The sequence below is a fragment of the Klebsiella aerogenes KCTC 2190 genome, assembly GCF_000215745.1.
Lineage (GTDB): Bacteria > Pseudomonadota > Gammaproteobacteria > Enterobacterales > Enterobacteriaceae > Klebsiella > Klebsiella aerogenes.
The window spans coordinates 3,296,227-3,322,854 of sequence record NC_015663.1 but is presented as its reverse complement, the minus strand read 5'-3'; the positions used below and the strand labels follow the sequence as shown (position 1 = coordinate 3,322,854).

Annotated in this window: 20 protein-coding genes and 1 pseudogene; 9 read left to right on the top strand and 12 right to left on the bottom strand. The window is 53.8% G+C overall.

Features of this window, described 5'->3' with window-relative positions; translation table 11 throughout:
- Nucleotides 1-335 precede the first annotated feature (335 nt).
- On the top strand, nucleotides 336-3,926 hold the full coding sequence (locus EAE_RS25675) for a hypothetical protein (RefSeq protein ID WP_483464946.1): 3,591 nt from the start codon (nucleotides 336-338) through the stop codon (nucleotides 3,924-3,926).
- A gap of 71 nt (nucleotides 3,927-3,997) precedes the next feature.
- On the opposite strand, the pseudogene EAE_RS25580 reads toward EAE_RS25675, so the two are convergent.
- Nucleotides 3,998-4,351 (bottom strand): annotated as a pseudogene (locus tag EAE_RS25580) (BapA/Bap/LapF family prefix-like domain-containing protein); the annotation flags it as partial.
- Nucleotides 4,352-4,963: 612 nt separating this feature from the next.
- On the bottom strand, nucleotides 4,964-5,377 hold the full coding sequence (locus EAE_RS15650; protein ID WP_015704912.1) for a CoA-binding protein: 414 nt from the start codon (nucleotides 5,375-5,377) through the stop codon (nucleotides 4,964-4,966).
- 157 nt (nucleotides 5,378-5,534) lie between these two features.
- On the opposite strand from EAE_RS15650, the gene mgsA reads away from it, so the two are divergent.
- A complete protein-coding gene (gene mgsA / locus EAE_RS15645) occupies nucleotides 5,535-5,993 on the top strand; it encodes a methylglyoxal synthase (protein WP_015367424.1) in 459 nt (152 codons plus the stop codon).
- A 30-nt stretch (nucleotides 5,994-6,023) separates the two neighbouring features.
- Here mgsA and helD read toward each other — a convergent pair whose 3' ends face one another.
- Complete coding sequence (gene helD / locus EAE_RS15640; RefSeq protein ID WP_015704911.1) at nucleotides 6,024-8,078, bottom strand: DNA helicase IV; 2,055 nt, start codon at nucleotides 8,076-8,078, stop codon at nucleotides 6,024-6,026.
- Nucleotides 8,079-8,201: 123 nt separating this feature from the next.
- Here helD and EAE_RS15635 point away from each other — a divergent pair, with 123 nt between their 5' ends.
- Together EAE_RS15635 and yccS are read left to right on the top strand one after the other, a co-directional pair.
- Nucleotides 8,202-8,648, top strand: coding sequence for a YccF domain-containing protein (locus EAE_RS15635; protein WP_015704910.1), 447 nt, complete (start codon nucleotides 8,202-8,204; stop codon nucleotides 8,646-8,648).
- A gap of 17 nt (nucleotides 8,649-8,665) precedes the next feature.
- Nucleotides 8,666-10,801, top strand: a complete 2,136-nt coding sequence (gene yccS, locus EAE_RS15630; protein WP_015367427.1) for a YccS family putative transporter — start codon at nucleotides 8,666-8,668, stop codon at nucleotides 10,799-10,801.
- Here the strand turns inward: yccS and EAE_RS15625 are convergent.
- Nucleotides 10,789-11,412: a TfoX/Sxy family DNA transformation protein gene (locus tag EAE_RS15625; RefSeq protein ID WP_026612357.1), complete on the bottom strand. Its 624-nt coding sequence runs from the start codon at nucleotides 11,410-11,412 to the stop codon at nucleotides 10,789-10,791. The genes yccS and EAE_RS15625 overlap by 13 nt on opposite strands.
- Nucleotides 11,413-11,861: 449 nt before the next feature.
- Here EAE_RS15625 and sulA point away from each other — a divergent pair, with 449 nt between their 5' ends.
- Together sulA and ompA are read left to right on the top strand one after the other, a co-directional pair.
- A complete protein-coding gene (sulA, locus tag EAE_RS15620) occupies nucleotides 11,862-12,371 on the top strand; it encodes an SOS-induced cell division inhibitor SulA (RefSeq protein ID WP_015367430.1) in 510 nt (169 codons plus the stop codon).
- A gap of 352 nt (nucleotides 12,372-12,723) precedes the next feature.
- Entirely contained in the window at nucleotides 12,724-13,776 is a 1,053-nt protein-coding gene (gene ompA, locus EAE_RS15615; RefSeq protein ID WP_015704908.1) for a porin OmpA, read from the top strand.
- Between the two features lie 91 nt (nucleotides 13,777-13,867).
- On the opposite strand, the gene matP is transcribed toward ompA, so the two are convergent.
- Nucleotides 13,868-14,320, bottom strand: a complete 453-nt coding sequence (gene matP / locus EAE_RS15610; protein WP_015367432.1) for a macrodomain Ter protein MatP — start codon at nucleotides 14,318-14,320, stop codon at nucleotides 13,868-13,870.
- A 185-nt stretch (nucleotides 14,321-14,505) separates the two neighbouring features.
- On the opposite strand from matP, the gene EAE_RS15605 reads away from it, so the two are divergent.
- On the top strand, nucleotides 14,506-16,263 hold the full coding sequence (locus tag EAE_RS15605; protein WP_015367433.1) for an AAA family ATPase: 1,758 nt from the start codon (nucleotides 14,506-14,508) through the stop codon (nucleotides 16,261-16,263).
- A gap of 69 nt (nucleotides 16,264-16,332) precedes the next feature.
- Nucleotides 16,333-16,851: a bifunctional 3-hydroxydecanoyl-ACP dehydratase/trans-2-decenoyl-ACP isomerase gene (fabA, locus tag EAE_RS15600; RefSeq protein WP_015704907.1), complete on the top strand. Its 519-nt coding sequence runs from the start codon at nucleotides 16,333-16,335 to the stop codon at nucleotides 16,849-16,851.
- Nucleotides 16,852-16,945: 94 nt separating this feature from the next.
- On the opposite strand, the gene rmf is transcribed toward fabA, so the two are convergent.
- The 6 genes from rmf to rlmKL all read right to left on the bottom strand — a co-directional run bounded on the left by rmf (nucleotide 16,946) and on the right by rlmKL (nucleotide 24,866).
- Nucleotides 16,946-17,113: a ribosome modulation factor gene (gene rmf / locus EAE_RS15595; RefSeq protein ID WP_015704906.1), complete on the bottom strand. Its 168-nt coding sequence runs from the start codon at nucleotides 17,111-17,113 to the stop codon at nucleotides 16,946-16,948.
- A 254-nt stretch (nucleotides 17,114-17,367) separates the two neighbouring features.
- Nucleotides 17,368-17,931: a membrane integrity-associated transporter subunit PqiC gene (pqiC, locus tag EAE_RS15590; RefSeq protein WP_015367436.1), complete on the bottom strand. Its 564-nt coding sequence runs from the start codon at nucleotides 17,929-17,931 to the stop codon at nucleotides 17,368-17,370.
- Nucleotides 17,931-19,568: an intermembrane transport protein PqiB gene (gene pqiB / locus EAE_RS15585; RefSeq protein WP_015704905.1), complete on the bottom strand. Its 1,638-nt coding sequence runs from the start codon at nucleotides 19,566-19,568 to the stop codon at nucleotides 17,931-17,933. The genes pqiC and pqiB overlap by 1 nt, the downstream gene beginning before the upstream one ends.
- Nucleotides 19,558-20,826 (bottom strand): membrane integrity-associated transporter subunit PqiA, encoded by a 1,269-nt coding sequence (gene pqiA, locus EAE_RS15580; RefSeq protein WP_015367438.1) that lies wholly within the window; start codon nucleotides 20,824-20,826, stop codon nucleotides 19,558-19,560. Before pqiA ends, pqiB begins: the two co-directional genes overlap by 11 nt.
- A 14-nt stretch (nucleotides 20,827-20,840) precedes the next feature.
- Nucleotides 20,841-22,748, bottom strand: a complete 1,908-nt coding sequence (locus EAE_RS15575; RefSeq protein WP_015704904.1) for an ABC transporter ATP-binding protein — start codon at nucleotides 22,746-22,748, stop codon at nucleotides 20,841-20,843.
- A 12-nt stretch (nucleotides 22,749-22,760) separates the two neighbouring features.
- Complete coding sequence (gene rlmKL / locus EAE_RS15570; protein ID WP_015704903.1) at nucleotides 22,761-24,866, bottom strand: bifunctional 23S rRNA (guanine(2069)-N(7))-methyltransferase RlmK/23S rRNA (guanine(2445)-N(2))-methyltransferase RlmL; 2,106 nt, start codon at nucleotides 24,864-24,866, stop codon at nucleotides 22,761-22,763.
- Between the two features lie 98 nt (nucleotides 24,867-24,964).
- Between rlmKL and EAE_RS15565 the strand changes: the two genes are divergently transcribed.
- A complete protein-coding gene (locus EAE_RS15565) occupies nucleotides 24,965-26,074 on the top strand; it encodes a YcbX family protein (protein WP_015704902.1) in 1,110 nt (369 codons plus the stop codon).
- Here EAE_RS15565 and zapC read toward each other — a convergent pair.
- Entirely contained in the window at nucleotides 26,071-26,613 is a 543-nt protein-coding gene (gene zapC, locus EAE_RS15560; protein WP_015704901.1) for a cell division protein ZapC, read from the bottom strand. The two genes, EAE_RS15565 and zapC, sit on opposite strands and share 4 nt — an antisense overlap.
- Nucleotides 26,614-26,628 lie beyond the last annotated feature (15 nt).

The window sequence follows — 26,628 nt, the reverse complement described above, 5'->3', positions numbered from 1 at the left end:
TCACGATACCTGCTGCCGTGACATCGAGCGGTGTGGTCTGCACGCTGGAGGCAATTTTGCTTACCGTAATACCCTCACCGGTATCCGCTACATCGCCGCCCGCATCTGCAGTCAGAACATTGCCGGCAATAGCAGTCGAGGTGTATTCCGTAGAATCCGTGATCGTTGCTTGCGCTACCGACAACAGATTTGCCGACGCCAGTTCATCAACCACTGCGGCCAGGCCACCTGATGCCTGCGGTGAAGAAATCACCACCGCATAATTCCCTGCCGGCAAGTCGCTGAAGGTCGCACTGCCGGAGTAAACCAGGTTCAGTAACGCCAGCGACGGTGTCATGCTCACGGCATCCGGGATAATCTGCACCACCTCCCCGGTGTCGGTATTCACAATCGACAGATCGGCGGTAATGGATGATGCGCCTCCCACCAGTTGCCCCAGCAGCGCCAGTACAGACTGCAAACTCAGCAATGTTGAACCGGTGACAGCAATCGTCACATCTTCGGTCGTTCCTTCACTGACCGAGAATTTTGTCGAGTTTGCTGCCAGCAGCGAAACATCAACCGTATTGAGTAAGGTGACGCCCAACAGCTGGCTCGCTGTGCCGGTCACGTTATTCAGATTGCCTTCTACGGTATCGATAGCTGCCGTATGCGTATCATCATTTGCCTGCGGTTCGGAATCTGAATCGCTATCGGAATCTGAATCGCTATCGGAGTCCGAGTCGCTGTCAGAGTCCGAATCGCTGTCCGAATCCGAGTCACTGTCAGAATCGGAGTCACTGTCCGAATCCGAATCACTGTCCGAATCGGAGTCACTGTCGGAGTCCGAATCGCTGTCAGAATCGGAGTCGCTGTCAGAGTCCGAATCGCTGTCAGAATCCGAGTCACTGTCGGAGTCCGAATCGCTGTCGGAATCCGAGTCGCTGTCCGAATCCGAATCGCTGTCGGAGTCCGAGTCAGAGTCGGAATCGCTGTCAGAGTCGGAATCACTGTCAGAATCGGAGTCGCTGTCGGAGTCCGAGTCGCTGTCGGAGTCCGAGTCGCTGTCGGAATCGGAATCACTGTCCGAATCCGAGTCGCTGTCAGAGTCCGAGTCGCTGTCCGAATCCGAGTCGCTGTCAGAATCCGAGTCGCTGTCAGAGTCCGAGTCGCTGTCAGAATCCGAGTCGCTGTCAGAGTCCGAATCGCTGTCCGAATCCGAGTCGCTGTCCGAATCCGAGTCGCTGTCCGAATCCGAGTCGCTGTCAGAATCCGAGTCGCTGTCGGAGTCGGAGTCGCTGTCAGAATCCGAGTCGCTGTCCGAATCGGAGTCACTGTCCGAATCGGAGTCACTGTCCGAATCCGAATCGCTGTCGGAATCCGAATCGCTGTCGGAGTCCGAATCGCTGTCGGAGTCCGAATCGCTGTCGGAGTCCGAATCGCTGTCGGAGTCCGAGTCAGAGTCGGAATCGCTGTCAGAGTCGGAATCACTGTCAGAATCGGAGTCGCTGTCGGAGTCCGAGTCGCTGTCGGAGTCCGAGTCACTGTCGGAGTCCGAGTCACTGTCAGAATCCGAATCGCTGTCGGAGTCGCTGTCCGAATCGGAATCACTGTCAGAGTCCGAATCGCTGTCCGAATCCGAGTCGCAGTCGGAGTCCGAATCAGAGTCAGAATCCGAATCGGAGTCACTGTCGGAATCCGAGTCGCTGTCAGAATCGGAATCACTGTCGGAGTCCGAATCACTGTCAGAGTCGGAATCGCTGTCCGAATCCGAGTCGCTGTCCGAATCCGAGTCGCTGTCCGAGTCCGAATCGCTGTCAGAATCCGAGTCGCTGTCAGAGTCCGAATCGCTGTCAGAATCCGAGTCGCTGTCAGAGTCCGAATCGCTGTCAGAATCCGAGTCGCTGTCAGAGTCCGAGTCGCTGTCGCTATCCGAGTCTGAATCGCTGTCGGAGTCGGAGTCACTGTCGGAGTCCGAATCGCTGTCAGAGTCACTGTCGGCGTCAGAATCGCTGTCGCTATCCGAATCGCTGTCAGAATCCGAGTCGCTGTCCGAATCCGAATCGCTGTCAGAGTCGGAATCGCTGTCGGAATCCGAGTCGCTGTCCGAATCGGAGTCACTGTCCGAATCGGAGTCACTGTCGGAATCCGAGTCGCTGTCCGAATCCGAATCGCTGTCAGAGTCCGAGTCGCTGTCAGAGTCCGAGTCGCTGTCTGAGTCCGAGTCGCTGTCTGAGTCGGAATCGCTGTCCGAATCGGAGTCACTGTCGGAGTCCGAGTCGCTGTCGGAGTCCGAGTCACTGTCGGAGTCCGAGTCACTGTCAGAATCCGAATCGCTGTCGGAGTCGCTGTCTGAATCGGAATCACTGTCAGAGTCCGAGTCGCTGTCGCTATCCGAGTCGCTGTCAGAGTCGGAGTCACTGTCAGAATCCGAGTCGCTGTCGGAGTCCGAGTCGCTGTCAGAGTCGGAATCACTGTCAGAGTCGCTGTCAGAATCGGAATCACTGTCGGAGTCCGAATCACTGTCAGAGTCGGAATCGCTGTCCGAGTCCGAATCACTGTCCGAATCCGAGTCACTGTCCGAATCCGAGTCACTGTCCGAATCGGAGTCACTGTCGGAGTCCGAGTCGCTGTCGGAATCGGAATCACTGTCGGAGTCGGAATCACTGTCGGAGTCGGAATCACTGTCAGAATCGGAATCGCTGTCAGAATCGGAATCGCTGTCAGAATCGGAATCGCTGTCAGAATCGGAATCGCTGTCGGAATCCGAGTCACTGTCAGAATCCGAATCACTGTCAGAATCCGAATCGCTGTCGGAGTCGCTGTCTGAATCGGAATCACTGTCGGAGTCCGAGTCGCTGTCAGAGTCGGAGTCACTGTCGGAGTCCGAATCACTGTCAGAATCCGAGTCGCTGTCCGAATCGGAGTCACTGTCAGAGTCCGAATCGGAGTCACTGTCGGAGTCGGAATCGCTGTCAGAATCGGAGTCGCTGTCGGAGTCCGAGTCGCTGTCAGAGTCGGAATCGCTGTCGGAATCCGAGTCGCTGTCGGAGTCCGAATCGCTGTCGGAGTCCGAATCGCTGTCAGAGTCCGAATCGGAGTCACTGTCGGAGTCGGAATCGCTGTCAGAATCGGAGTCGCTGTCGGAGTCCGAGTCGCTGTCAGAATCCGAGTCGCTGTCGGAGTCGGAATCGCTGTCGGAATCCGAGTCGCTGTCGGAGTCCGAATCGCTGTCGGAGTCCGAATCGCTGTCAGAGTCCGAATCGCTGTCAGAGTCAGAGTCACTGTCAGAGTCAGAGTCACTGTCAGAGTCCGAATCGCTGTCAGAGTCAGAGTCACTGTCGGAGTCCGAATCGCTGTCAGAGTCCGAATCGCTGTCAGAGTCGGAATCGCTGTCCGAATCGGAATCGCTGTCCGAATCGGAATCACTGTCAGAATCCGAGTCGCTGTCAGAGTCCGAGTCGCTGTCAGAGTCCGAGTCGCTGTCAGAGTCCGAATCGCTGTCGGAATCGGAGTCGCTGTCCGAGTCCGAGTCGCTGTCAGAATCCGAGTCGCTGTCGGAGTCGGAATCGCTGTCGGAATCCGAGTCGCTGTCGGAGTCCGAATCGCTGTCGGAGTCCGAATCGCTGTCAGAGTCCGAATCGCTGTCAGAGTCAGAGTCACTGTCAGAGTCAGAGTCACTGTCAGAGTCCGAATCGCTGTCAGAGTCAGAGTCACTGTCGGAGTCCGAATCGCTGTCAGAGTCCGAATCGCTGTCAGAGTCCGAATCACTGTCGGAATCGGAGTCGCTGTCAGAGTCGGAATCGCTGTCAGAATCGGAATCGCTGTCGGAGTCCGCATCAGCATCACTTTCGTGGCCGCCAAGATCGGAGTCACTGTCAGAGTCCGAGTCCGAGTCACTGTCGGCATCAGAGTCAGTATCATCGTTCGAAGAATGCGAGGAATGATCTTTATCGGAAGATCCCGCAATCATCGCCCCTACACCAAGCAAAGCCGCACCCGCCATTACCCATGGCGCGATACTGCCGCCAGAGCTTCCTGCGGCTAGAAGTCCTGAAATATCACTGATGAGAGAATAATGCGCATCGCTGGTTCCAGCCCCGTCAAGCCACCACAATGCGCCAGTGTCATCATCCTGTAGCACTAAATCACTATGATGCCCATTAGCATCATTAACAAAAAAGTTTTTTAGCGTAAGGGTGCTACCGTCATTTATTTTCAGAACAAGATCATTACCTTGCCTGGCGTAGGAACTAATATCCTCTCGCTTAATATGTAATACCACCACCGACTGCGTGTTTAAGTTAACTTGATTGCCATCAACGGTGTATTTAACACCTGTGTCTTTTGCTGTCACATTTATATTTTTCATCAGGAAGCACCCTTGAGATGAAGACGCAGTCAGAGGTTTGGGATAATTCTTAATTATGCATCTTATTAGATATACCAGAACCTACGGCCTCGCAAGGATGTTACAAAATAAAAATGAAACACACTGAAACAACAACAAACCAATGATTAAATTAAAAAATAACTAAAAAGACACATTTTGACATGACATTATTTTTCATGCCAGCTTTGTAACTCATAACCGAAAGCTATGGTAATAAAAATTATACTTCCTGGCTTTCTCATTTCCTTTTGTATCGAGTTAGCGTCATATCAAAAAAATCTGTGACGGATTTCATCTATTTTAATCATAAAAAGATAAATTATTTTTAATCATTAAAATTTATAAACAACACAAAATAAAAACCATAGTTTTTCCGTGCCAATTAAAAAAACGATCTTCGGTGTGTTTTTTAATATTTTTTCATTCTATTACTGCCCACCAAAAATAAATAAACATCAGTTATATTGTGGGTAATTAACATTTATTAGATTACAGCTTTATTGACGAAACGTTTCGCTCATCTAAATAAGTAATAACGTTCTTATCTGCAAATTAAGTCCATAAAAAACCCCGCAAATGCGGGGTTTTATTTTACTTCGCTAACCCTAGTCGGGGAATTTCAATAGCCGGACAACGGTCCATCACCACATTTAGTCCCGCTTCACGCGCCATGACGGCAGCCTGCTCGTTAATCACGCCGAGCTGCATCCACAACGTCTTCGCCCCGATGGCCACCGCTTCTTGCGCCACACCCCACGCCGCTTCAGAGTTGCGGAACACATCAACCATATCGACTTTTTCCGGAACTTCCGCCAGGGTTGCGTAGCCTTGTTGACCAAGTAGGGTTTTACCTGCGACCTTTGGTGAAACCGGAATGACGTGGTAGCCCTGTTCCAGCAGATATTTCATTACCCGATAGCTCGGGCGATCGGGTTTGTCGCTGGCGCCTACCAGCGCAATCGTCCGGGTGGTGGTCAGAATGCTAGCAATATCGTTCTCTTTCATCATAATCCTCCTGCGCTTTAGCCCTAGTGTAAGCTAATCCATGTAAACCAGCCATCAAGCCTAACTCACAGATACGGCAAAATTTTTCTTTCCGACGCTTGCAGCATCAGTCACTTCCAGTACTCTGTCTGCAGGTTAATATAAGTGGAACCCAATTATGGAACTGACAACACGTACCTTACCCGCACGCAAACATATCGCGCTGGTAGCACACGATCACTGCAAAGATTTGCTGATGAAATGGGTCGAACGTCACCAGGCGCTACTGGCTCAGCACCAGCTCTACGCAACCGGGACCACCGGCAACCTGGTCTCACGCGCCACCGGGCTGGAAGTGAAAGCGATGCTGAGCGGCCCAATGGGCGGCGACCAGCAGGTGGGCGCGCTGATTTCGGAAGGGAAAATTGATGTACTGATCTTCTTCTGGGATCCGCTCAATGCGGTGCCGCACGATCCTGACGTCAAAGCGCTCCTGCGTCTGGCGACGGTGTGGAATATCCCGGTAGCCACGAATGCCGCCACCGCTGACTTTATTATCCAGTCGCCGGACTTTAATCAACCGATTGAAATTTTAATCCCTGATTACCAACGCTACCTTGCCGAGCGCCTGAAGTAATCCCCACGGCGGCCTGATGGCCGCCGACGATCAGGGCTTTCGCGCTACCGGCACGCCCAGTTCCTGCAGTATCTCAACAAAGGACGAAGACCGTTCTTTATTGAACAGCAGCCAGACCCGCAGGCGAGCGCGGGTTATCGCCACATACAGTAGCCGACGCTCTTCAGCATCAGGGAAATCTTCCGGCTGTGGCAGCAACGCTTGTTCCATTACCGACTCTCTTGCCGGCGCCGGGAAGGCGTCACCCCCCTCCTGCAGGCCCAACACAATAACAAAGTCAGCCTGCTGGCCCTTGCTGGCATGAATTGTCATAAAATCTAGCTGCAGATGCGGCCAGCGGGTCGCGGCTTTTTCCAGCGCGGCGGGCTTCAGATGATGATAACGAGCCAGCAGCAAAATTCGCTGCTCGGGTTTAACGTAGCCGCTCAACTTGTCGAGCAGATCGTCGAGTTTATCGTCGGGCAGCAGGGTCACCGCTTTCTTATCGCCAGCGGTCAGGCTATTCAGCGGCTTAGCCAACTGATGCGGGTTTTGCTGAATAAAACCGTTGGCAATCTCGCCTATTCGACCGTTAAACCGATAGGTGGTATCCAGCGCACAACAGTCCCCTTCACCAAAGTAGTGGTTGAATGCCGTGGTTAAAGAAAGCTGCGCGCCGCTAAAGCGATAAATCGCCTGCCAGTCGTCACCCACGGCAAATAACGTTGTCTGTTTATTTTGCCGGCGCAGCGCCGCCAGCAATTCAGCGCGCTGTGGAGAGATATCCTGAAATTCATCCACCAGAATATGTTTCCAGGGGCTCACAAAACGGCCTTTATCCAGTATGTTAACCGCCTGGTGTATAAGCCCGGAGAAATCAACGGCATTTTCCTCTTTCAACGCCGTTTTCCAGGCTTTCAGCAGCGGGGCCATCAGTTTCACACGCTTATTAAAAAGATCGCGGACCTCTTCAGGCGCGCTGGCGATCATTTCCGCCTGCGAGCCGCCGTGCATGCGCATTAAACTAACCCAGCGGTCAAGGCGGCCGGCCAGGCGGCGCAGCAGCGCGCGATCCTGCCAGAAATCGCCTTCGTCAATCTGCCACTCCATCTCATCCACCAGCCACTGACGCCAGCCTTTGGCCTGCGCTTTTTTCTCCTGACACTGCTGCTGCCAGGCTTTCAACAATAGCTTTTGCCGGGCGGCTGTATCGTTTTCCAGCTTACTGATCGCCGGCACTTTCTTGCTGCCCTGCTGAATAATATGTAACGCCAGTGAATGGAACGTTCGCGCGGCAATCTCGTCAGTTCCCAACCGCTCCTGAATACGTTCATCCATTTCCTGAGCCGCCTGACGGCCAAAGGCCAGTAGGAGGATCTGATCCGCCGCTGCTTCGCCGCGATTTAATAACCACCCGGCACGAGCGACCAGTACCGACGTTTTGCCGCTACCGGCGCCAGCAAGAACCAGCAGCGAACGCTCGCCGTTAACCACCGCCCGCGCCTGCGCCGGGTTGAGCGGCGAAGACTCAATCTTATCGAAGAAACCGCGATACTGTTCCAGCATAGCTTCGGTATAGGCTTGATTATGCGCCAGGCGAGCCTCGTCGATATCGCTAAGCCAACATTGGCACTGGCGCCACAGTTCGCGGCAATTATCGAATTCATCCAGACGGCTCTCAGGGAAAGGCAACCCGGTTAAAGCCCGGCGGATTTTATCCTGCACGTCCGCGACCTGCTGGCGCGTCAACCACTTACCTTCGGCGCTGGCTCGTTCAATTTCACTTAACTGCAGGCGCAGCAAGTCCGCGGCGATTTCGCTCATCTCCGCGCTCCACTGTTGCCAGAGATTATTGAGATGATGAAAGAAATGCTGCGTCTCAGTCCATTCGGTACCATGCAAACGCACAACTTTGCTTTCCGGCAGCACGAATTCCAGCTCGCCCCACACCAGGCCTCGCTTACATTGAACTGACAATAACTGATTGAAAGGTATAAGATACTCATGACGATCGCCTGAGACTTTGACCCCGGCATTAAGCAACTGCACCCGATCATAAGGATGCTGTGCCATGCGTTTGCCCAATGTTGTCGCTTTAAGTTCCATATATCGCCAAATTTCAATCAGTTTGAATGTTTTTAAGTTTAACCGCCCGCGAGCAGGTGCTCCAGCGCAAAAAAACGTTACAATTGCCGGGTCTTATTATCCACAGGGTTAACCAGAGGGTTTATGCGTACCATTCTGAATATTTTGAACTTTGTTCTTGGCGGTTTCGCCACCACACTCGGTTGGCTACTGGCGACGCTGGTCAGTATTATTTTGATCTTCACGTTACCGCTGACGCGTTCATGTTGGGAAATCACCAGACTATCGCTGTTCCCCTACGGTAATGAAGCCATTCATGTTGATGAACTGGAACCTGAAGCAAAAAACAGTTTACTGAACGCGGGCGGCACTATTTTGAATATTTTGTGGTTCATGTTCTTCGGTTGGTGGCTGTGCCTGATGCATATTTTCAGCGGTATTGCGCAGTGCCTGACCATCCTTGGTATCCCCGTGGGGATCGCCAATTTTAAAATTGCCGCCATTGCACTTTGGCCGGTAGGACGCCGCGTGGTCTCCGTTGAAACGGCTCGCGCCGCGCGCGAAGCCAACGCCCGCCGTCGCTTTCAGTAATTGTACGGAACACTGTTATGTTAAGCCCCCTGCTCCGCCGTTATACATGGAATAGCGCCTGGCTATATAACGCCAGGATATTTATTGCGCTTTGTGGCACCACGGTTGCGCCGTGGTGGATTGGCGAAGTCAAACTCACCATCCCGTTAACGCTTGGGGTGGTTGCCGCGGCGTTGACCGACCTCGACGATCGCCTTACCGGGCGGTTACGTAATCTCGCTATTACGCTGGTCTGCTTCTTTATTGCCTCCGCGTCGGTGGAGTTACTGTTTCCATGGCCGTGGCTGTTTGCTATTGGGTTAACCCTGTCCACGACGGGTTTTATCCTGCTCGGCGGGCTGGGTCAACGCTATGCCACCATTGCTTTCGGCGCCTTACTGATCGCTATCTACACCATGTTAGGGGTCACTCTGTATAACAGTTGGTACCTGCAGCCGCTCTTTTTGCTGGCTGGCGCCATCTGGTACAACGTATTGACACTCGCAGGGCATCTTATTTTTCCCATCCGCCCACTGCAGGATAATCTTGCGCGCAGCTATGAACAGCTGGCCCAATACCTTGAACTTAAATCCCGACTGTTCGATCCGGATATCGAAGATGAAAGTCAGGCCCCTTTGTACGATCTGGCGCTCGCTAACGGCAAGCTGGTTGCGATGCTTAACCAGACGAAAGCGTCTTTACTGACACGCCTGCGCGGCGACCGCGGGCAACGCGGCACTCGTCGCACCCTTCAGTATTATTTCGTCGCCCAGGACATTCATGAGCGTGCCAGCTCATCACATATTCAGTATCAGACGCTTCGCGACCATTTCCGCTACAGCGATGTGATGTTCCGTTTCCAACGGATGTTGTCAATGCAGGCGCAGGCCTGTCAAAAACTTTCCCGCGCCATTCTCTTACGCATCCCGTATCAGCATGATGCGCACTTTGAACGTGCCTTTATGCATCTGGACGCGGCGCTGGATCGCGTCCGCGCCAGCGGCGCGCCGCAAGATCAGGTCAAAGCGCTGGGTTTTCTGCTCAATAACCTACGCGCTATTGATGCGCAATTGGCAACTATCGAATCGGTGCAGACCAGCGTGCTGGCCAGCAACCATCCCGAAAATCTGCTTGCCGACGATCGCCCTAGCGGGTTTAGCGATATCTGGTTACGACTGCGCAGCAATATGACGCCGGAATCGGCGCTTTTCCGCCACGCGGTGCGAATGTCACTGGTGCTGTGCGCGGGCTATGCGTTCATTCAGTTTACCGGCCTCAACCACGGTTACTGGATTTTGCTTACCAGCCTGTTTGTTTGTCAGCCGAACTATAACGCGACCCGGCATCGTCTGGCGTTAAGGATCATCGGTACATTGATTGGCGTCGCGATCGGCCTACCGGTGCTGCTGCTGGTTCCCTCGGTTGAAGGCCAGCTGCTGCTCATTGTACTAACCGGCGTGCTGTTTTTCGCTTTTCGCAACGTGCAGTATGCGCACGCCACGATGTTTATCACGCTGCTGGTACTGCTGTGCTTTAACCTGTTAGGTGAAGGATTCGAAGTCGCTTTACCGCGTATCCTTGATACGCTGATCGGCTGCGCCATCGCCTGGGCGGCAGTGACCTTTATCTGGCCTGACTGGAACTTCCGTAACTTACCTCGCGTACTGGATCAGGCCATCAACGCTAACTGCCGTTATCTTGACGCTATTCTCGAGCAGTATCATCAGGGGCGCGATAACCGTCTTGAGTATCGCGTTGCCCGGCGTAACGCACATAACCGGGATAGCGAACTGGCATCAGTGGTATCAAATTTATCCACAGAGCCTAAAGCCGACAACACGATGCGTGAAACGGCATTCCGCCTGTTGTGTCTTAACCATACCTTTACCAGCTATATTTCCGCGTTGGGGGCGCACAGGGAAAAACTGACGACTCCGGAAATACTGGCGTTACTCGATGATGCCGTCTGCTACGTCGATGATGCGCTGCATCATTCTCCCGCAGACGAACAGCGTGTTCAGCAGGCGCTCAGCAACCTGCAATCGCGAATTCAACATCTGGAGCCGCGAGCCGACAGTAAAGAACCATTGGTCCTGCAGCAGATTGGGCTACTGCTCGCACTGCTGCCGGAAATATGTCGTCTGCAGCGCCGGATTGCTGGTCAACCGGAATAATCCTCCACGCTGTATCCTTGTGTATTAGCCCACTCCCGTAGCTCCTGGCGCCGCTGCGCCGGGAGCGCGGCGGAATGAATGCCGGCAATCGCGCCCGCCAGGGACTCAAGGACATTGATTGATATTCCTTTATTATGCTCTCTCAATTTTAACCAGCTCTTTTCCGCCCCGAGTGTACGCAGCATTTTCACATCGGTTATTCCGGCATGGATCAACATCAACTCCATATGGAAGCTGATATTAGGCAAATTCTTTAGTCTGCCGGAATCACGCTGATGCTGCTTTTCGCTTCGCGCCGAATGCAATGACAGCTGCGATAGGTGAAACAGCATTTTACTGTCCTGCCATAGTGCTTCATCTATCCGGTAATACTTTAAGGCCACTGGCCGGCCATTCTTGCGCATCATCAGCATCGGGCTGTGATGTTCAACCCGATAAGAGGCGCTTTGTTCGCAAACCCTAAGATAGATTTCGCCCTCAGCCACCATGGCGAATACGGTATTTTCAATCGCCAGACTATACCCGCCGAATAAAGGCCGGCTACTGATTTTACCTAAGGGGGAAAGGCACTCCTGAAACTGGAGGAACCGTAATTTTGAAATTTTCTTCATGATCATTCCTTTGTTAATCATGCACATAAAAGTAATTTTATTAACGGATCCGTTATTGAAGAAAATAAGTGAGTTCGTTTTGTGCAGCAAGATGAATTTTGGCTTCATCTCAATCAGCTCGCTGTTTTGCGAGGCGCTTTCAGGAAAAAGTTATTCTGCAAATTGTGTTACAGAGACTCGCTGAATACTTAAGCAATGTTAATTGATGAACAGCATATCGGCCCCATTGAGGACACGCCCGGCAGCCGTGAAGTAAAGATTAACGGAGGAAAATGTCGCCTGCGGGTTCAGCATAGAGACAGTGAATTCATATAAATAAGTCGCCGCAGCGATAATTCATAGCCGGGTAGAGTGCATAAAATATATGCAAAAATGGGAAAATGAGGTTGACGACGCCCCCTGGCAGATATACTGTATATGCATACAGTAACCCACAGGCGAGATAGACTATGTTTACTTCAGCTCACGCAAATCGTTCACCACTGACTTCGGCTTCAGTACGTCGCCCTTCGCACAGCGTCGTCGAACATTCAGCCACTGGGCTGATTAGTGAAATCGTCTATCGCGAAGATCAACCCATGATGACGCAGCTTTTGCTGCTACCTTTATTACAGCAGCTTGGCCAGCAGTCGCGCTGGCAACTGTGGCTCACCCCGCAGCAAAAGCTGAGTAAAGAATGGGTACAGTCGTCCGGCCTTCCGCTTTCAAAAGTGATGCAGATTAACCAGATGTCGCCCTGCAATACTCTGGAATCGATGATTCGCGCTTTACGTACCGGGAATTATAGCGTGGTTATTGGCTGGCTGACGGATGAACTTACTGAACAAGAACATGAACGTCTGGCGCTCGCCGCAGAAGAAGGTCATGCGATGGGCTTTATCATGCGCCCGGTGAGAAATACAAGCCAGCTTGGGAGACAATTAAGTGGGCTAAAAATTCACTCAAATTTATATCATTGAGTGAAATTAGGATTAATCCTGGAATTTTTTTTGCCTCGTCAAAAACCATTCTCGTAAAGTGGTTAATTTCACAGAGATCCCGGTGTGGTGCGGTTTTGCGACTTTTCACCGCGTTCACAAATTAACCATATTTGTTAAATATTGTGTATACAACCCTTTTTTTTCATATGCCTGACCGAGTTCACACTTGTAAGTTTCTAACTAAGTTGTAGACTTTACATCGCCAGGGGTGATCGGCTTACGCTGCATGTATCAGCATAGTTAACAACGAGTCACGCCCCCGGTGAAGGATTTAACCGTGAGGTCTTATGTACCTTCATGGCGAATTTTGGATGATAATGAGGCGCAAAAAATGAAAAAGACAGCTATCGCGATTGCAGTGGCACTGGCTGGCTTCGCTACCGTAGCGCAGGCCGCTCCGAAAGATAACACCTGGTATGCAGGTGGTAAACTGGGTTGGTCCCAGTTCCATGACACCGGCTGGTACAACAGCAACCTGAATAACAATGGTCCGACCCACGAAAGCCAGCTGGGCGCTGGTGCGTTCGGTGGTTATCAGGTTAACCCGTACCTCGGTTTCGAAATGGGTTACGACTGGCTGGGCCGTATGCCTTACAAAGGCGACAACGTTAACGGCGCATTCAAAGCTCAGGGCGTTCAGCTGACCGCTAAACTGGGTTACCCGATCACTGACGATCTGGACATCTACACCCGTCTGGGCGGCATGGTATGGCGCGCTGACTCCAGCAACAACCGTATCGGTGACAACCATGACACCGGCGTTTCCCCAGTATTCGCTGGCGGCGTTGAGTGGGCAATGACCCGTGACATCGCTACCCGTCTGGAATACCAGTGGGTTAACAACATCGGCGACGCTGGCACTGTAGGCGTTCGTCCGGACAACGGCATGCTGAGCGTTGGTGTTTCCTACCGTTTCGGTCAGGAAGACAATGCACCGGTTGTAGCTCCGGCTCCGGCTCCGGCTCCGGAAGTCACCACCAAGACCTTCACCCTGAAGTCTGACGTTCTGTTCAACTTCAACAAAGCAACTCTGAAACCAGAAGGTCAGCAGGCTCTGGATCAGCTGTACACCCAGCTGAGCAACATGGACCCGAAAGACGGTTCTGCAGTTGTTCTGGGTTACACCGACCGCATCGGTTCCGAGCAGTACAACCAGAAACTGTCTGAGAAACGTGCTCAGTCCGTTGTTGACTACCTCGTAGCTAAAGGCATCCCGGCTAACAAGATCTCTGCTCGCGGTATGGGCGAATCTGATCCGGTTACCGGCAACACCTGTGACAACGTGAAAGCTCGCGCTGCACTGATCGACTGCCTGGCTCCGGATCGTCGTGTTGCGATCGAAGTTAAAGGTTACAAAGACGTAGTAACTCAGCCGCAGGCTTAAGTTTCCTACGATAAAAAACCCCGCTGATGCGGGGTTTTTTTTGGCCTGATTTTGAGTTCAGAGGAAAATCTCAAGCAACGTTGGCCGCTACTTACTCTTTTCCTAAGAGCACCTGCAGATCGTGCTTCAGGCTCGACATCTTGCTGGCATATTTTTCTTTATGCTCGGCGTCTTCAATTAGCTGTACGATGGTTTCTGATAATGTCTTGCCTCGCCGTTGCGCAAGCCCGGCCAGGCGTTGCCAGACAACGAACTCCAGATCGATGGACTTTTTCCGCGTATGCTGATGCTCGGCGTTAAAATGACGCTTGCGTCGTGCGCGAATAGTCTGCTTCATCCGGTTAGCGAGCTCCGGATTCATATGCTGATCGATCCAGGTATTCACCAGAACAGGTTCATTTTCGAGCGTCAGCAAGACATCGACCGCGGCTTGCGCAGCGCTGGCTTCAATGTAGCGGGTAATCAACTCACCTTCCCGGTGCTTCTTTACCAGATATTTCCATTTCCAGCCGCTTTCAAGGTTTTCCAGTTGTTGATATTTCATTGCGATCTCAATGTGACCGTGTAACTCATTTCAGGATATCAGTTTTTTCTGGATGTGCTGAGAATAAATCATCTTTCGTGAAGTGGACGATTCCATTATCAGCGTGATAAACGCAATCCTCCGTGTGCGCAGACGCGGTATCGGGTATAATCGCTCGTTTTACATCTGACTAAAAAACAGCGACTTTGACCATTACGAAACTTACCCGAAACGACCTCGCTCCTGATACGGAAAGTTATCAGGCGCTGTTTACCCAGGTCAATCTCGCCGAGACAGAGGCATCCCTCGCCGGCGATCTACAACCCCGTTTATTTTATGCGCTGGAACAGCTTCTGATCACGCCAGCCATTTCATCATTTATGCTGGTAAAGGCGCCGGAAGAGCCGGAGTATCTGCATTGGGTAGCCGAAGCCGCGCGCAGCCTGCAGCAGCCTACGACAGCGCTATGCGGTGTACGCTATCAGGTCAACGGCGGCAACGTAACCATGTCGCCGGCACAAAGCGCGGAAGACAATTTTGCCAGCAACGGTCCGGTTGAATCCGCCGACTGGATTGAAGCGGAACAGCTCTTTGGTTGCGTACGCCAGTTTAACGGCGAAATTTCGCTGCAGCCGGGTCTGGTGCACCGCGCGAACGGCGGCGTCCTGTTGCTCTCCCTGCGTGCGCTACTGGCCCAGCCGCTGCTATGGATGCGCCTGAAGAACATGGTGACCCGTCAGCGCTTTGACTGGTTGTCCATTGATGAATCCCGCCCTCTTCCCGTTAGCATTCCTTCCATGCCGCTGAACCTGAGGATCATTCTGATCGGCGAGCGTGATGCGCTGGCTGACTTTCAGGAGATGGAACCGGAACTCGCGTCGCAGGCCATTTATAGCGAGTATGAAGATAACTTGCAGATAGCCGATGCCGACACCCTGAAACTCTGGTGCCAGTGGGTCTGGCAACATGCTCGTCAGCTTTCGCTGCCTGGGCCGGCGGCTGACGCATGGCCGCTGCTGATTGAAGAAGGCGTGCGCGACACCGGCGATCAGGAGACGCTTCCGCTTTCCCCTCTCTGGATTGGCCGTCAGCTGCGTGAAGCGGCAGCCTTCTGCGAAGGCGAATGGATTAGCGGCGCGGAGATGCAAACTATGCTTGAGCGCCGTGAATGGCGTGAAGGCTATCTTGCCGAGCGAATGCGCGATGAAATTCTTCTCGATCAGATCATGATTGATACCGAAGGCGAATGCATCGGCCAAATCAATGCCCTGTCGGTAATCGAATTTCCGGGCCACCCGCGCGCCTTTGGCGAACCTTCGCGTATCAGCTGTGTAGTCCATATCGGCGACGGCGAATTTATTGACGTTGAGCGTAAAGCTGAACTGGGCGGTAATATTCACGCCAAAGGCATGATGATCATGCAGGCGTTTATTATGTCCGAGCTCGAACTTGAACAGCAGCTGCCATTTAGCGCTTCACTAACCTTCGAGCAGTCCTACAGTGAAGTGGATGGCGATAGCGCCTCAATGGCTGAGCTGTGCGCGCTTATCAGCGCGCTGGCCAATGTGCCGATCAACCAGAGTATTGCGATTACCGGCTCGGTCGATCAGTTCGGTCGCGTCCAGCCGGTCGGCGGACTGAACGAAAAGATTGAAGGTTTCTTCACCATCTGCCAGCAGCGCGGATTAACAGGCAAGCAAGGCGTTATTATTCCGTCTGCCAACGTCCGCCATCTGAGCCTGGCACAGGAGCTTCGCCAGGCGGTGGCTGACGAACAGTTCTTTATCTGGGCCATTGACGACGTTACCGAAGCCCTGCCGCTTCTCACCCAGCTGCAATGGGATGGTGAAGGACAAACGCTACGACAAACCATTCAGGAACGGATTGCGCAGGCGATGCAACAAGAGACTCGCCATCGTTTTCCATGGCCGCTACGCTGGTTAGGCGGATCAAATTCGAACTGATCGGACTTGTTCAGCTTACACGTGTTAGCTATCCTGCGTCCCGAACTCAAAATAAGGCTTACTGAAAACATGGTAGATAAACGCGAATCCTATACAAAAGAAGATCTTCTTGCCTCTGGTCGTGGTGAACTGTTTGGCGCGAAAGGCCCGCAACTGCCGGCGCCGAGCATGCTGATGATGGACCGCGTCGTCAAGATGACCGAAACCGGCGGCAACTACGACAAAGGTTACGTTGAAGCTGAGCTCGACATCAACCCAGACCTGTGGTTCTTCGGTTGTCACTTCATCGGCGACCCGGTAATGCCTGGCTGTCTGGGTCTGGACGCAATGTGGCAACTGGTAGGCTTCTATCTGGGCTGGCTGGGCGGCGAAGGTAAAGGCCGTGCGCTGGGCGTAGGCGAAGTGAAATTTACCGGTCAGATTCTGCCGACGGCGAAAAAAGTCACCTATCGTATCCACTTCAAACGCATCGTAAACCGTCGCCTGATCATGGGCCTGGCGGATGGCGAGGTGCTGGTTGATGGGCGTCTGATCTACTCTGCAACTGACCTGAAAGTCGGTCTGTTCCAGGATACTTCCGCGTTCTGATTTATCTACCGTACTTATCCTGAAGTACTAAAAGGTCCTGAAGTACAAAAGGCGAAGCCTTCGCAGAGCGAAGGCTTCTTTTTTAAAGAGACAGTCAGGCAGTCTGCACCCTGTCCTCCATGGCTTCTCGCCAACCTCCTAGCCAATGGGACCTCTGATTAAGGGTCTGGTAGGGACACATTTCTTTCGATCTGCCGGTAATGCCGGCCTGATATCCACGCTGATGTGCCCGTTCCAGGCGATCTCGTTTTTGTCTCTTCATGCCTCGTTTCCCTCATTATTTGATCTGGTGGAAAAGAAAACAGTGGTCACTAAATATGCAACCACGTATAACCTTTACCGCGAAACGCAGGCAGCGTCAATGCGCAAAATTCACGCCAGTGTCATATTTGTGAGCTATATGAAAGTTCATTTGTACAAAAATCGTGAGCCAGCACAACTATCAACCTGATGCGGCAAATAAAAAAGCCGCGGCGATTTTTCAGGTCGCGGCGGCTTTAATTTTATTAATTTTACTTATGGCAGGCGGTTCAACTCACTCGCAATCGCGGTGGCTTCCTGGCTCCAGGCCTGCGCCAGGGTCTTAACCATCGCGTCATAGCCATCCTGCTGTTGCTTAAGTTCAATATTGAACGGACGCTTGATTAACTGCCCCTGATGCTTAAGCAGCCATTCACCGCTAACAATGACCCGGCCGTCGTAGCGGCCGTGGAAGCCGCTAACGGAGACATTAAGCGTATCCTGCTCGCTGCCTAACGGCTGCGATGCCACCACCCAACCCGGCAGTTGATTGCTCAGATTCGCCACCAGCGTGGTACGTAACTGCTGGTCCAGCGGGCTCGCCCACAGATTATTATTAGCAATCACATACTGCACATCGGTAGTCTGATAAACCACGCCATTCCCGGCCAGATAATCAGGGATACTGACCTGCTCAACCCACAGCAAATTCTTGCTCTGGTTGACGGCGCTTTGCGCGCCGCTCTTTGCTACCGGTAATTGATAGTAAGTTTTACTCTCCCCACCGCTGCTGCAGGCCGTCAGTACGCATACCGCTGCCGCTACTAACCACTTTTTCATTATTTCGCTCCCTTCGGCTGCGGATCTTTTTTATCCTTGGCCTCAAATACCAGCGCATTGCTCTTGTCGTTGAGGGTTTTCAGTACCGGCTGCAGTTCACGAAGCACCTGATCCAGTCGCTGCATATCCGCAACCATCTTATTGTAGGCCGCCGAGCCTGGCTGGAAGCCCTGCATACTGCGGTTCAACTCGCGCAACGTACTCTGCATATCAGCTGGAAGCTGCTGCATCGACTGGCTTGAAGTGATCTTATTCAAGTTGTCGAGCGTAGTCTGGACACGCTGCATGGTTTTCTGGCTCTGCGCCAGGGTACTGGTCGCCTGCTCCAGCAGCGGGTTAATCGGCAGATTGTTAATCTTATCGAGCGCATCCATCAGACGCTGCTGGATCTGTGCCAGACCGCCGCTGACGGTTGGAATGATCGGATAGCCGCCGAACTCCTGAATCTTGCCGCGCGGAGGCGCTTTCGGATAGAAGTCGAGATCGATATACAGCGCGCCGGTGACCAGGTTGCCGGTTTTCAGCGAAGCACGAAGCCCGCGGTTGATCAGATCGTCAATATGCGCGCGAATGTTCGGATCGCCGCCCAGTTGATTGATCAGACGTTCCGGCTCGATACGTATTTCAACCGGGATACGATAATCATCGTTCAGGCTCTGTTTCAAACCGGGGATAAAGAACGGCACTTTGCCGACGGTACCAAGACGAATACCGCGGAATTCAACCGGCGCCCCTGGCTGCAGACCACGCACTGAATCTTTAAAGAACAGGACGTAATCAATATGCTGGGTGAACACCGAATCCTGAATACTCTTCTGATCGTCAAACAGGTGGTATTCCGTTTTATTCGCCACCGGCTCGCCGAGATCAAGTCCTTCCGGAATGTCAAAGCTCACACCGCCGCCAAACAGCGTCGACAGCGATCCCATCTCGACGCGCATTCCCGCGGACGTGAGGTCAACCGCGATACCGCTATCTTTCCAGAAACGAACGTTGGTCGTCACCAGACGGTCGTTCGGCGCATTGATAAACAGCTGATAGGTGATGCGTCGCTTCTGCGTATCAAAGGTACTGGTTTCAACCGAACCGACGCGATAGCCGCGGAACAGCACCGGATCACCAGGCGAGAGTTGCCCGGCTTTGCTACTTTCCAGCAGAACACGGATGCCTTTGGCATCCGGTGAAGCCAATGGCGGCGAATCCAACAGCGGATACTGCGGCGCCACAGAACCTTCTTTACCTGGCTGCAATTCGATATAGGCGCCGGAAAGCAAGGTGCCGAGGCCGCTAATCCCCTCGCGCCCCACCTGCGGTTTCACCACCCAGAACACCGAGTCTTTATGCAGCAGCTTCTGCATCCCCGAGTTCAGACGCGCTTTAATTTCTACATGTTTCAGGTCATCAGTCAGGATAGCGCTTTCCACCACCCCGACATCAACGCTGCGGCTCTTGATACGCGTTTTACCCCCTTCAATGCCTTCGGCGTTGGTGGTGATAAGCGTCACCTCCGGCCCCTGGTGGCTGTAGTGGTAAAACAGTATCCATGCGCCGATGAGCACAGTCACAATCGGAAAGATCCAGACCGGTGACCAGTTCTTCACCTTCTGCACTTTCGCTTCTCCGCTCTTATTTTCCATGCTGTTGCATTTCCTCATGGCTTGGATCTGGTTCACGGTCCCACAATAGACGTGGGTCAAACATCATGGCCGAGAACATGGTCATAACAACGACCAGCGCGAACATCACCGCGCCTATCGCCGGATAGATATTCATCAAGCCTCCCATACGCACCAGCGCCGAGAGTACCGCGATGACAAAAACGTCGATCATTGACCAACGGCCAACAAATTCAACCACTTCATAAATCAGGTGCATACGCTCTGAATCACGCGCGCCGTTTCCGTTCGCACTCCAGCATAGCCAGCCGATAGCGATCATTTTTAACGTCGGCACCATGATACTGGCGATAAAGATAACCAGCGCGACCGGGTAAGAGCCCTCACTCCACAGCAGAACGACGCCCGCCATGATTGTCGACGGCATTTTATCGCCCAGCAGATCGGTAATCATAATCGGCAGAATATTGGCGGGTAAATAGAGCACAAATGACGTCATCAGCAGCGCCAGCGTCCACTGCAGGCTGTTTTTACGCCGCGGGGTACCTTTGGTGTGACAGCGTGGACACTCTTTCTCATCCGCTGGCAGCACCGCCGTACAGCACGAGCAGGAGCGTAACCCCTGGCGAAGCCCCGGCACGCCAGGGCGCAGCGGCTGCTTAATGACCGGCATTGGCGCAATGTCGTCCCACAGCCAGCGGCGATCTACGCACTGAAACGCCCGCAATTGCAGCAGGCAGAACAGACACCAGGGAACAAAGCTCAGCCCAACGCCGATATCACCATAGGCCATGAGTTTAACGAAGCTGACCAGCACCCCGGCGAGGAAAATCTCCGCCATCCCCCAGCTTTTGAGGTGAAACAAAATCCGCGCCAGAAACGCCTTCAAGCGTGAAGGCATATGAACGCGATTGACCAACAATAAGATGGTCACCAGACAAAACGCCGGGACCAGTTGGACAAAGAGTAAAAAGAACGTACCGAGGCTGGCGTAATCCTCGCTGAACAGCACATTAGGGATTTCCAGCAGCTCAATTTCGCTGCTGATCCCGCCGACTTTCATATAAACAAAAGGAAACAGGTTCGCCAGCAGCAACATGAACAGCGCCACCAGCGCATAGGCCGTGGGGCGCTGCCGTGGCGCGTCCCACGATGTGGTGAGCGTGGTGCCGCAGCGTGGGCATGCGGCTTTCTGGCGATGCTCCAGCGGCGGCAAAGCCACCAGCAGATCACATTGTGGGCACAATATGTGCCGCGCAGCATGATGATGATCGCACATGAACACTCCTCAGCTTAAGCGCCGTTTTTGAGTCCTTCGAGATATTCCCAGCGTTCAAAGGCCGCTTCCAGGGCCTGTTCCGCTTCCGCTAACTGCGCCAGCACCTGCTGGGTCTGGTCATGCGGCTGGCCGAAGAAAGAAGGATCGGCAACTTTTTCCTGCAGCGTCTGCAGTTGAGTTTCCAGATCTTCCAGCTTCTGCGGCAGCTGTTCCAGTTCGCGCTGCAGGTTATAGCTTAGTTTGCTGGCGGCGCGTTTGACACTTTCTGCTTTCGGTTGAGCGACTTCCGCCGGTTTTTTTACAATCGGCTGTTTATTCGCCAGCGACTGCGCTTGCTGTCCGCGCGCGTCGTGATAACCGCCGATATATTGGCCGATACGCCCGCCGCCCTCGAAGATCCAGCACTCGGTCACGGTGTTGTCGACAAATTGACGGTCGTGGCTCACCAGCATCACGGTGCCCTGGTAGCCATCGATCAGCTCTTCCAGCAGTTCCAGCGTTTCGACATCAAGGTCGTTAGTCGGTTCATCAAGAATCAATAAGTTACTGGGTTTCAGGAACAAGCGCGCGAGCAGCAGACGGTTACGCTCCCCGCCGGACAACGCGCGTACCGGGGTCATCGCCCGTTTTGGATGGAACAGGAAGTCCTGCAGATAGCCCAGCACGTGACGCGGCTTACCGTTAACCATCACCTCTTGTTTACCTTCCGCAAGGTTATCCATCACCGTGCGGTCCGGATCCAACTCCGCGCGGTGCTGATCGAAGTAGGCGACTTCCAGCTTGGTACCGACGTGGATACGCCCGCTATCGGCCTGCAACTGGCCGAGCATCAGCTTCAGCAGCGTGGTTTTACCGCAGCCGTTCGGGCCAATCAGCGCAATCTTGTCGCCACGCTGGATTTGCGCGGAGAAATCTTTGACCAGCACTTTGCCGTCAACCTGATAGTTGACGTTTTCCATCTCAAAGACGATTTTGCCGGAGCGAGAAGCCTCCTCGACCTGCATCTTCGCGCTGCCCATCACTTCACGGCGTTCGCCGCGCTCGCGACGCATCGCCTTCAGCGCGCGGACGCGCCCTTCGTTGCGGGTACGACGCGCTTTAATCCCCTGACGGATCCACACCTCTTCCTGCGCCAGCTTGCGGTCGAATTCAGCATTCTGCAGCTCTTCGACGCGCAGCGCTTCTTCTTTATCCAGCAGATATTGATCGTAATTGCCCGGATAGGTCACCAGCTTGCCGCGATCGAGGTCGACAATGCGCGTTGCCATATTGCGGATAAAAGAACGGTCGTGCGAAATGAAGATAATGGTGCCTTTGAAGGATTTGAGGAACCCTTCCAGCCAGTCGATAGTTTCGATATCGAGGTGGTTAGTCGGTTCATCCAGCAACAGCACGCGCGGCCCGCTAACCAGCGCGCGGCCCAGCGCCGCTTTACGCAGCCAGCCGCCGGACAGCGACGCCAGCTGCGCGTCGGCGTTAAGGCCAAGCTGCTCGATCACTTCGTTGATACGGCTATCTAACTGCCACAGCCCCAGGTTATCCAGCTGTTCCTGCAGGCGGGCCAGCTCATTTAAATTTTTATCGCTCGGATCGGTCATCACCTGATGCGAAACATCATGATAGGCCTTCAGATACGCCGCCTGTTCGGCGATCCCTTCCGCGACAAAATCGTACACCGTACCTGCGACATTACGCGGAGGATCCTGCTGCAGACGCGCAACGATCAGATCCTGTTCATAAATAATACGCCCATCGTCCAGACCCTGCTCGCGGTTGAGGATTTTCATCAGGGTCGATTTACCGGCGCCGTTACGCCCTACCAGGCAGACGCGTTCGTTATCTTCGATATGCAGTTCAGCATTATCCAGCAGCGGCGCATCGCTGAACGAAAGCCAGGCGCCGTGCATACTAATCAATGACATTCTTTATTCCTTTCAGGCCGCGGTAATCAGCCAGCAGTTGTGGATCTGACGGTTGCGGGCAAAATCCTGCGACAGCGTTTTTTGCGAAATTTCTTGCGCCTTCAGGCCAAGTGCCGCCAGCCCGTCATGATCCATACGGAAACCGCGTTTGTTATTCGAGAACATAATCGTGCCGCCTTTACGCAGCAGACGTTTTAGATCGGTCATCAGACGGATATGATCGCGCTGCACATCAAAGGCATCTTCCATTCGTTTGGAGTTGGAGAAGGTCGGCGGATCGATAAAGATCAGATCGAACTGCTCGGTGCTTTCCCGCAGCCAACCCAGCACGTCCGCCTGCATCAGGCGATGCGCACGGCCGGTTAAACCATTGAGACGCAGGTTGCGTTCCGCCCATTCCAGATAGGTGCGTGACATATCGACAGTCGTAGTTGAGCGCGCGCCGCCCAGACCGGCGTGAACGCTGGCGCTGCCGGTATAGGAGAACAGGTTAAGGAAATCCTTACCCTTGCTCATCTGGCCGAGCATACAACGGGCGATACGGTGGTCAAGGAACAGACCGGTGTCGAGATAGTCGGTAAGGTTAACCCACAGACGCGCGTTATACTCCTGTACCTCGATAAAGTCGCCCTTCTCCGCCATCTTCTGGTACTGATTTTTACCCTTCTGCCGCTCGCGGGTCTTCAGCACCAGTTTATTCGGCGCAATCCCTAACACCGCGATAGTCGCGGCGATAATATCGAACAGACGCTGGCGCGCTTTGTGCGCATCGACGGTTTTCGGCGGCGCGTACTCCTGCACCACTACCCACTCGCCGTAGCGGTCGATAGCTACGTTATATTCCGGCAAATCGGCATCGTAAAGGCGATAGCATTCAATGCCTTCCTGACGCGCCCACTTTTCAAACTTCTTCAGGTTTTTACGTAAGCGGTTAGCAAAATCTTCCGCCAGCATCGCCGGCTTGCCGCCTTCGCTTTCCGCCAGATGATAGTTCTTCTGTACGCAGTCCAGCGGGCCGTTTTTGGCTTTAAACTGTTTATCGGCTCGCAGCTGCAGGCAGCTCAGCAATTCCGGCGAGGCGCTGAAGACCGACAGGTTCCAGCCGCCAAACTGGTTTTTCATAATCCGTCCCAGCAGGCTGTGCAGAGCAATCAGCGCCGGTTCGCTTTCCAGGCGCTCGCCGTATGGCGGGTTACTGATAACGGTGCCATACGGGCCTTTCGGCAGCGGATTATTGAGCTGCGCGACGTCTTTTACTTCGAAATTGATAAGCTCGCCAATACCGGCGCGGCGGGCGTTGCGGCGCGCGCGTTCAATCACGCGCTCGTCGACGTCTGAGCCGTAGAAGCGCGATTCATAAGCGGCCAGCCCCTGGCGAGCGCGCGTTTGCGCCTCGGCTTTCACCTCTTTCCAGATAGCGTCATCGTGTTGCGCCCATCCGCCGAAGCCCCAGTGGCCGCGGTGCAGGCCCGGCGCGCGATCGGTCGCCAGCATCGCCGCTTCAATCAGCAACGTGCCGGAACCGCACATCGGATCGAGCAGCGGCGTTCCCGCCACCCAGCCGGAGCGCATGACGATTGCCGCCGCGAGGTTTTCTTTGATCGGCGCCATGCCGGTGCCATCACGGTAGCCGCGCAGATGCAGACCTTCGCCGCTTAGATCCAGTGAAATATGCGCCGTTTCTTTGTTCAGCCAGACGTTGATACGCAGATCGGGATTCTCACGATCGACATTCGGACGCGGCAGATTTTTACGCGTGAAGCTATCGACGATAGCGTCTTTGACTTTTAATGCGCCATACTGACTGTTGCGGATTTCCTCATTGAGGCCGCTAAAATGCACCGCAAAGGTGGCGTCAGTGGTAAAGATCTCCGTCCACGGAATCGATTGAACCCCCAGGTAGAGATCCAGATCGCTATACACGCTGCACTCGCCCAGCGGCAGCATGATGCGCGAGGCCAGCCGGCTCCACATCAGGCTTTGATACAGCAGGCGCGTATCTCCCTGAAAATGAACCCCGCCCTGGACGACCTGGCACGCCGTGGCGCCAAGTCCTTCCAGTTCAGTTTTTAACAGCTCTTCAAGACCACGAGCCGTGCTGGCAAACAGAGATTTCATATCGTCACTTTTACTTAAAGAAAATTGGTGCGCATTATAGCCAATATGTGCCCTATGTCATAAAGTTAAAGGCTTATTTTTGAACCCAGGGGCAGCGTATGGTAACGCTATCGAAACTTTTTATTCATCCCGTCAAATCCATGCGCGGAATTGGCGTCACCCATGCCTTTGCCGATATTAGCGGCATGGCCTTCGACCGCATCTTTATGCTGACCGAAACCGACGGTACGTTTATTACCGCACGCCAGTTTCCGCAGATGGTGAAATTCCTGCCTTCGCCGCTTCATGACGGCCTGCACTTGACCGCGCCGGATGGCAGCAGCGCGCTGGTGCGCTTTGATGATTTCGCTCCCCAGGGCGAGCCGACGGAGGTGTGGGGCAACCATTTCACCGCCTTAATCGCGCCAGCCGCCATCAACCAGTGGCTCAGCGGCTTCTTCAACCGCGACGTCCAACTGCGCTGGCTCGGGCCGCAGCTAACCCGGCGAGTAAAACGCCACGACGCGGTGCCGCTCTCCTTCGCCGATGGTTATCCCTACCTGCTCGCCAATGAAGCCTCGCTTCGCGATCTGCAGCAACGTTGCCCTGCCAGCGTAAGCATAGAACAGTTTCGCCCTAATCTGGTGGTCACCGGCGCCGCGGCGTGGGATGAAGATAGCTGGAAAGTTATTCGCATCGGCGAAGTGGTATTTGACGTCGCCAAACCCTGCAGCCGCTGCATTTTCACCACCGTCAGCCCGGAGCGTGGGCAAAAGCATCCGTCCGGCGAGCCGCTGGAGACGTTAAAGCGTTTTCGTACCGCGCAGGATAATGGCGATGTCGATTTTGGCCAGAATCTGATCGCCCGCAACAGCGGCGTTATCCGCGTGGGTGATGAGGTGGAAGTGCTGACGCGCGGCCCGGCGAAAGTCTATGGCGCTGGCGATAGCGACGATACTCTGGCGGCCGATGCGCAGCCAAACGCGACGGTTGAGATTGAGTGGCAAGGGCAACAGTTTACCGGCAATAACCAGCAGGTGCTGCTGGAGCAACTGGAACAACAGGGCATTCGTATCCCTTATTCCTGCCGCGCCGGGATCTGCGGCAGTTGTCGTATCCGCCTGGAAGAGGGTGAAGTGAGTCCGTTAAAGAAAAATGCGGTCGCCGCGGATGGCACCATTTTATGCTGCAGCTGCGTACCGAAAACCGCGCTGCGCCTGGCGCCTTAAACCGCCTGCCCCAGGCTGTAGCTGGCCGCGCTCTGTGCCGGCTGCAGTCTGTCGTTCATAATTTTAATCACATCGCCTAACTGCATCACCCGCCCTGCCAGAGTCAATCCCGGCTGCGCCAGCAAGCAAAGCGTGGCGTTTTCACCCGGTTCGACCACCAGCAAATTGACCTGCTCGCCGGTATCGCTGATCCACACGCTGGCGGCGTCGCCGCTGGTGGGCTGCCAGTGCTGCTGGTGAGTAGTGAAATGCCAGCTCTTCGGCATCTGCGGTTTCAGAAAACGGATCGCGGTTAAGGCATTTAATACTAATTCGGCACGCTGCTCTTTGTTTAATTCAATATCGCGGCATTTTTCTTCAAAAGAAAAATAGAGCGCCGCGTCATCGACGCAAAATCCCGACGGCGCGAAAGCGTCAGGCGTTAACATGCGCCGGGCAAAACGTGAGCGAAATAACATACCATTGGCCAGATCGAGCATCATGCGGTCATGCTCTTCGTCGTAATACCAACGCCAGTTATCGTCAGGTTTAATCCGCATTTCTACCCCCGTCCT

Coding starts and splice junctions, on each gene's coding strand:
- EAE_RS25675 (WP_483464946.1), top strand. CDS start 336: ATGCTCACGGCATCCGGGATAATCTGCACCACCTCCCCGGTGTCGGTA.
- EAE_RS15650 (WP_015704912.1), bottom strand. CDS start 5,377: ATGAAAGAGAACGATATTGCTAGCATTCTGACCACCACCCGGACGATT.
- mgsA (WP_015367424.1), top strand. CDS start 5,535: ATGGAACTGACAACACGTACCTTACCCGCACGCAAACATATCGCGCTG.
- helD (WP_015704911.1), bottom strand. CDS start 8,078: ATGGAACTTAAAGCGACAACATTGGGCAAACGCATGGCACAGCATCCT.
- EAE_RS15635 (WP_015704910.1), top strand. CDS start 8,202: ATGCGTACCATTCTGAATATTTTGAACTTTGTTCTTGGCGGTTTCGCC.
- yccS (WP_015367427.1), top strand. CDS start 8,666: ATGTTAAGCCCCCTGCTCCGCCGTTATACATGGAATAGCGCCTGGCTA.
- EAE_RS15625 (WP_026612357.1), bottom strand. CDS start 11,412: ATGAAGAAAATTTCAAAATTACGGTTCCTCCAGTTTCAGGAGTGCCTT.
- sulA (WP_015367430.1), top strand. CDS start 11,862: ATGTTTACTTCAGCTCACGCAAATCGTTCACCACTGACTTCGGCTTCA.
- ompA (WP_015704908.1), top strand. CDS start 12,724: ATGAAAAAGACAGCTATCGCGATTGCAGTGGCACTGGCTGGCTTCGCT.
- matP (WP_015367432.1), bottom strand. CDS start 14,320: ATGAAATATCAACAACTGGAAAACCTTGAAAGCGGCTGGAAATGGAAA.
- fabA (WP_015704907.1), top strand. CDS start 16,333: ATGGTAGATAAACGCGAATCCTATACAAAAGAAGATCTTCTTGCCTCT.
- rmf (WP_015704906.1), bottom strand. CDS start 17,113: ATGAAGAGACAAAAACGAGATCGCCTGGAACGGGCACATCAGCGTGGA.
- pqiC (WP_015367436.1), bottom strand. CDS start 17,931: ATGAAAAAGTGGTTAGTAGCGGCAGCGGTATGCGTACTGACGGCCTGC.
- pqiB (WP_015704905.1), bottom strand. CDS start 19,568: ATGGAAAATAAGAGCGGAGAAGCGAAAGTGCAGAAGGTGAAGAACTGG.
- pqiA (WP_015367438.1), bottom strand. CDS start 20,826: ATGTGCGATCATCATCATGCTGCGCGGCACATATTGTGCCCACAATGT.
- EAE_RS15575 (WP_015704904.1), bottom strand. CDS start 22,748: ATGTCATTGATTAGTATGCACGGCGCCTGGCTTTCGTTCAGCGATGCG.
- rlmKL (WP_015704903.1), bottom strand. CDS start 24,866: ATGAAATCTCTGTTTGCCAGCACGGCTCGTGGTCTTGAAGAGCTGTTA.
- EAE_RS15565 (WP_015704902.1), top strand. CDS start 24,965: ATGGTAACGCTATCGAAACTTTTTATTCATCCCGTCAAATCCATGCGC.
- zapC (WP_015704901.1), bottom strand. CDS start 26,613: ATGCGGATTAAACCTGACGATAACTGGCGTTGGTATTACGACGAAGAG.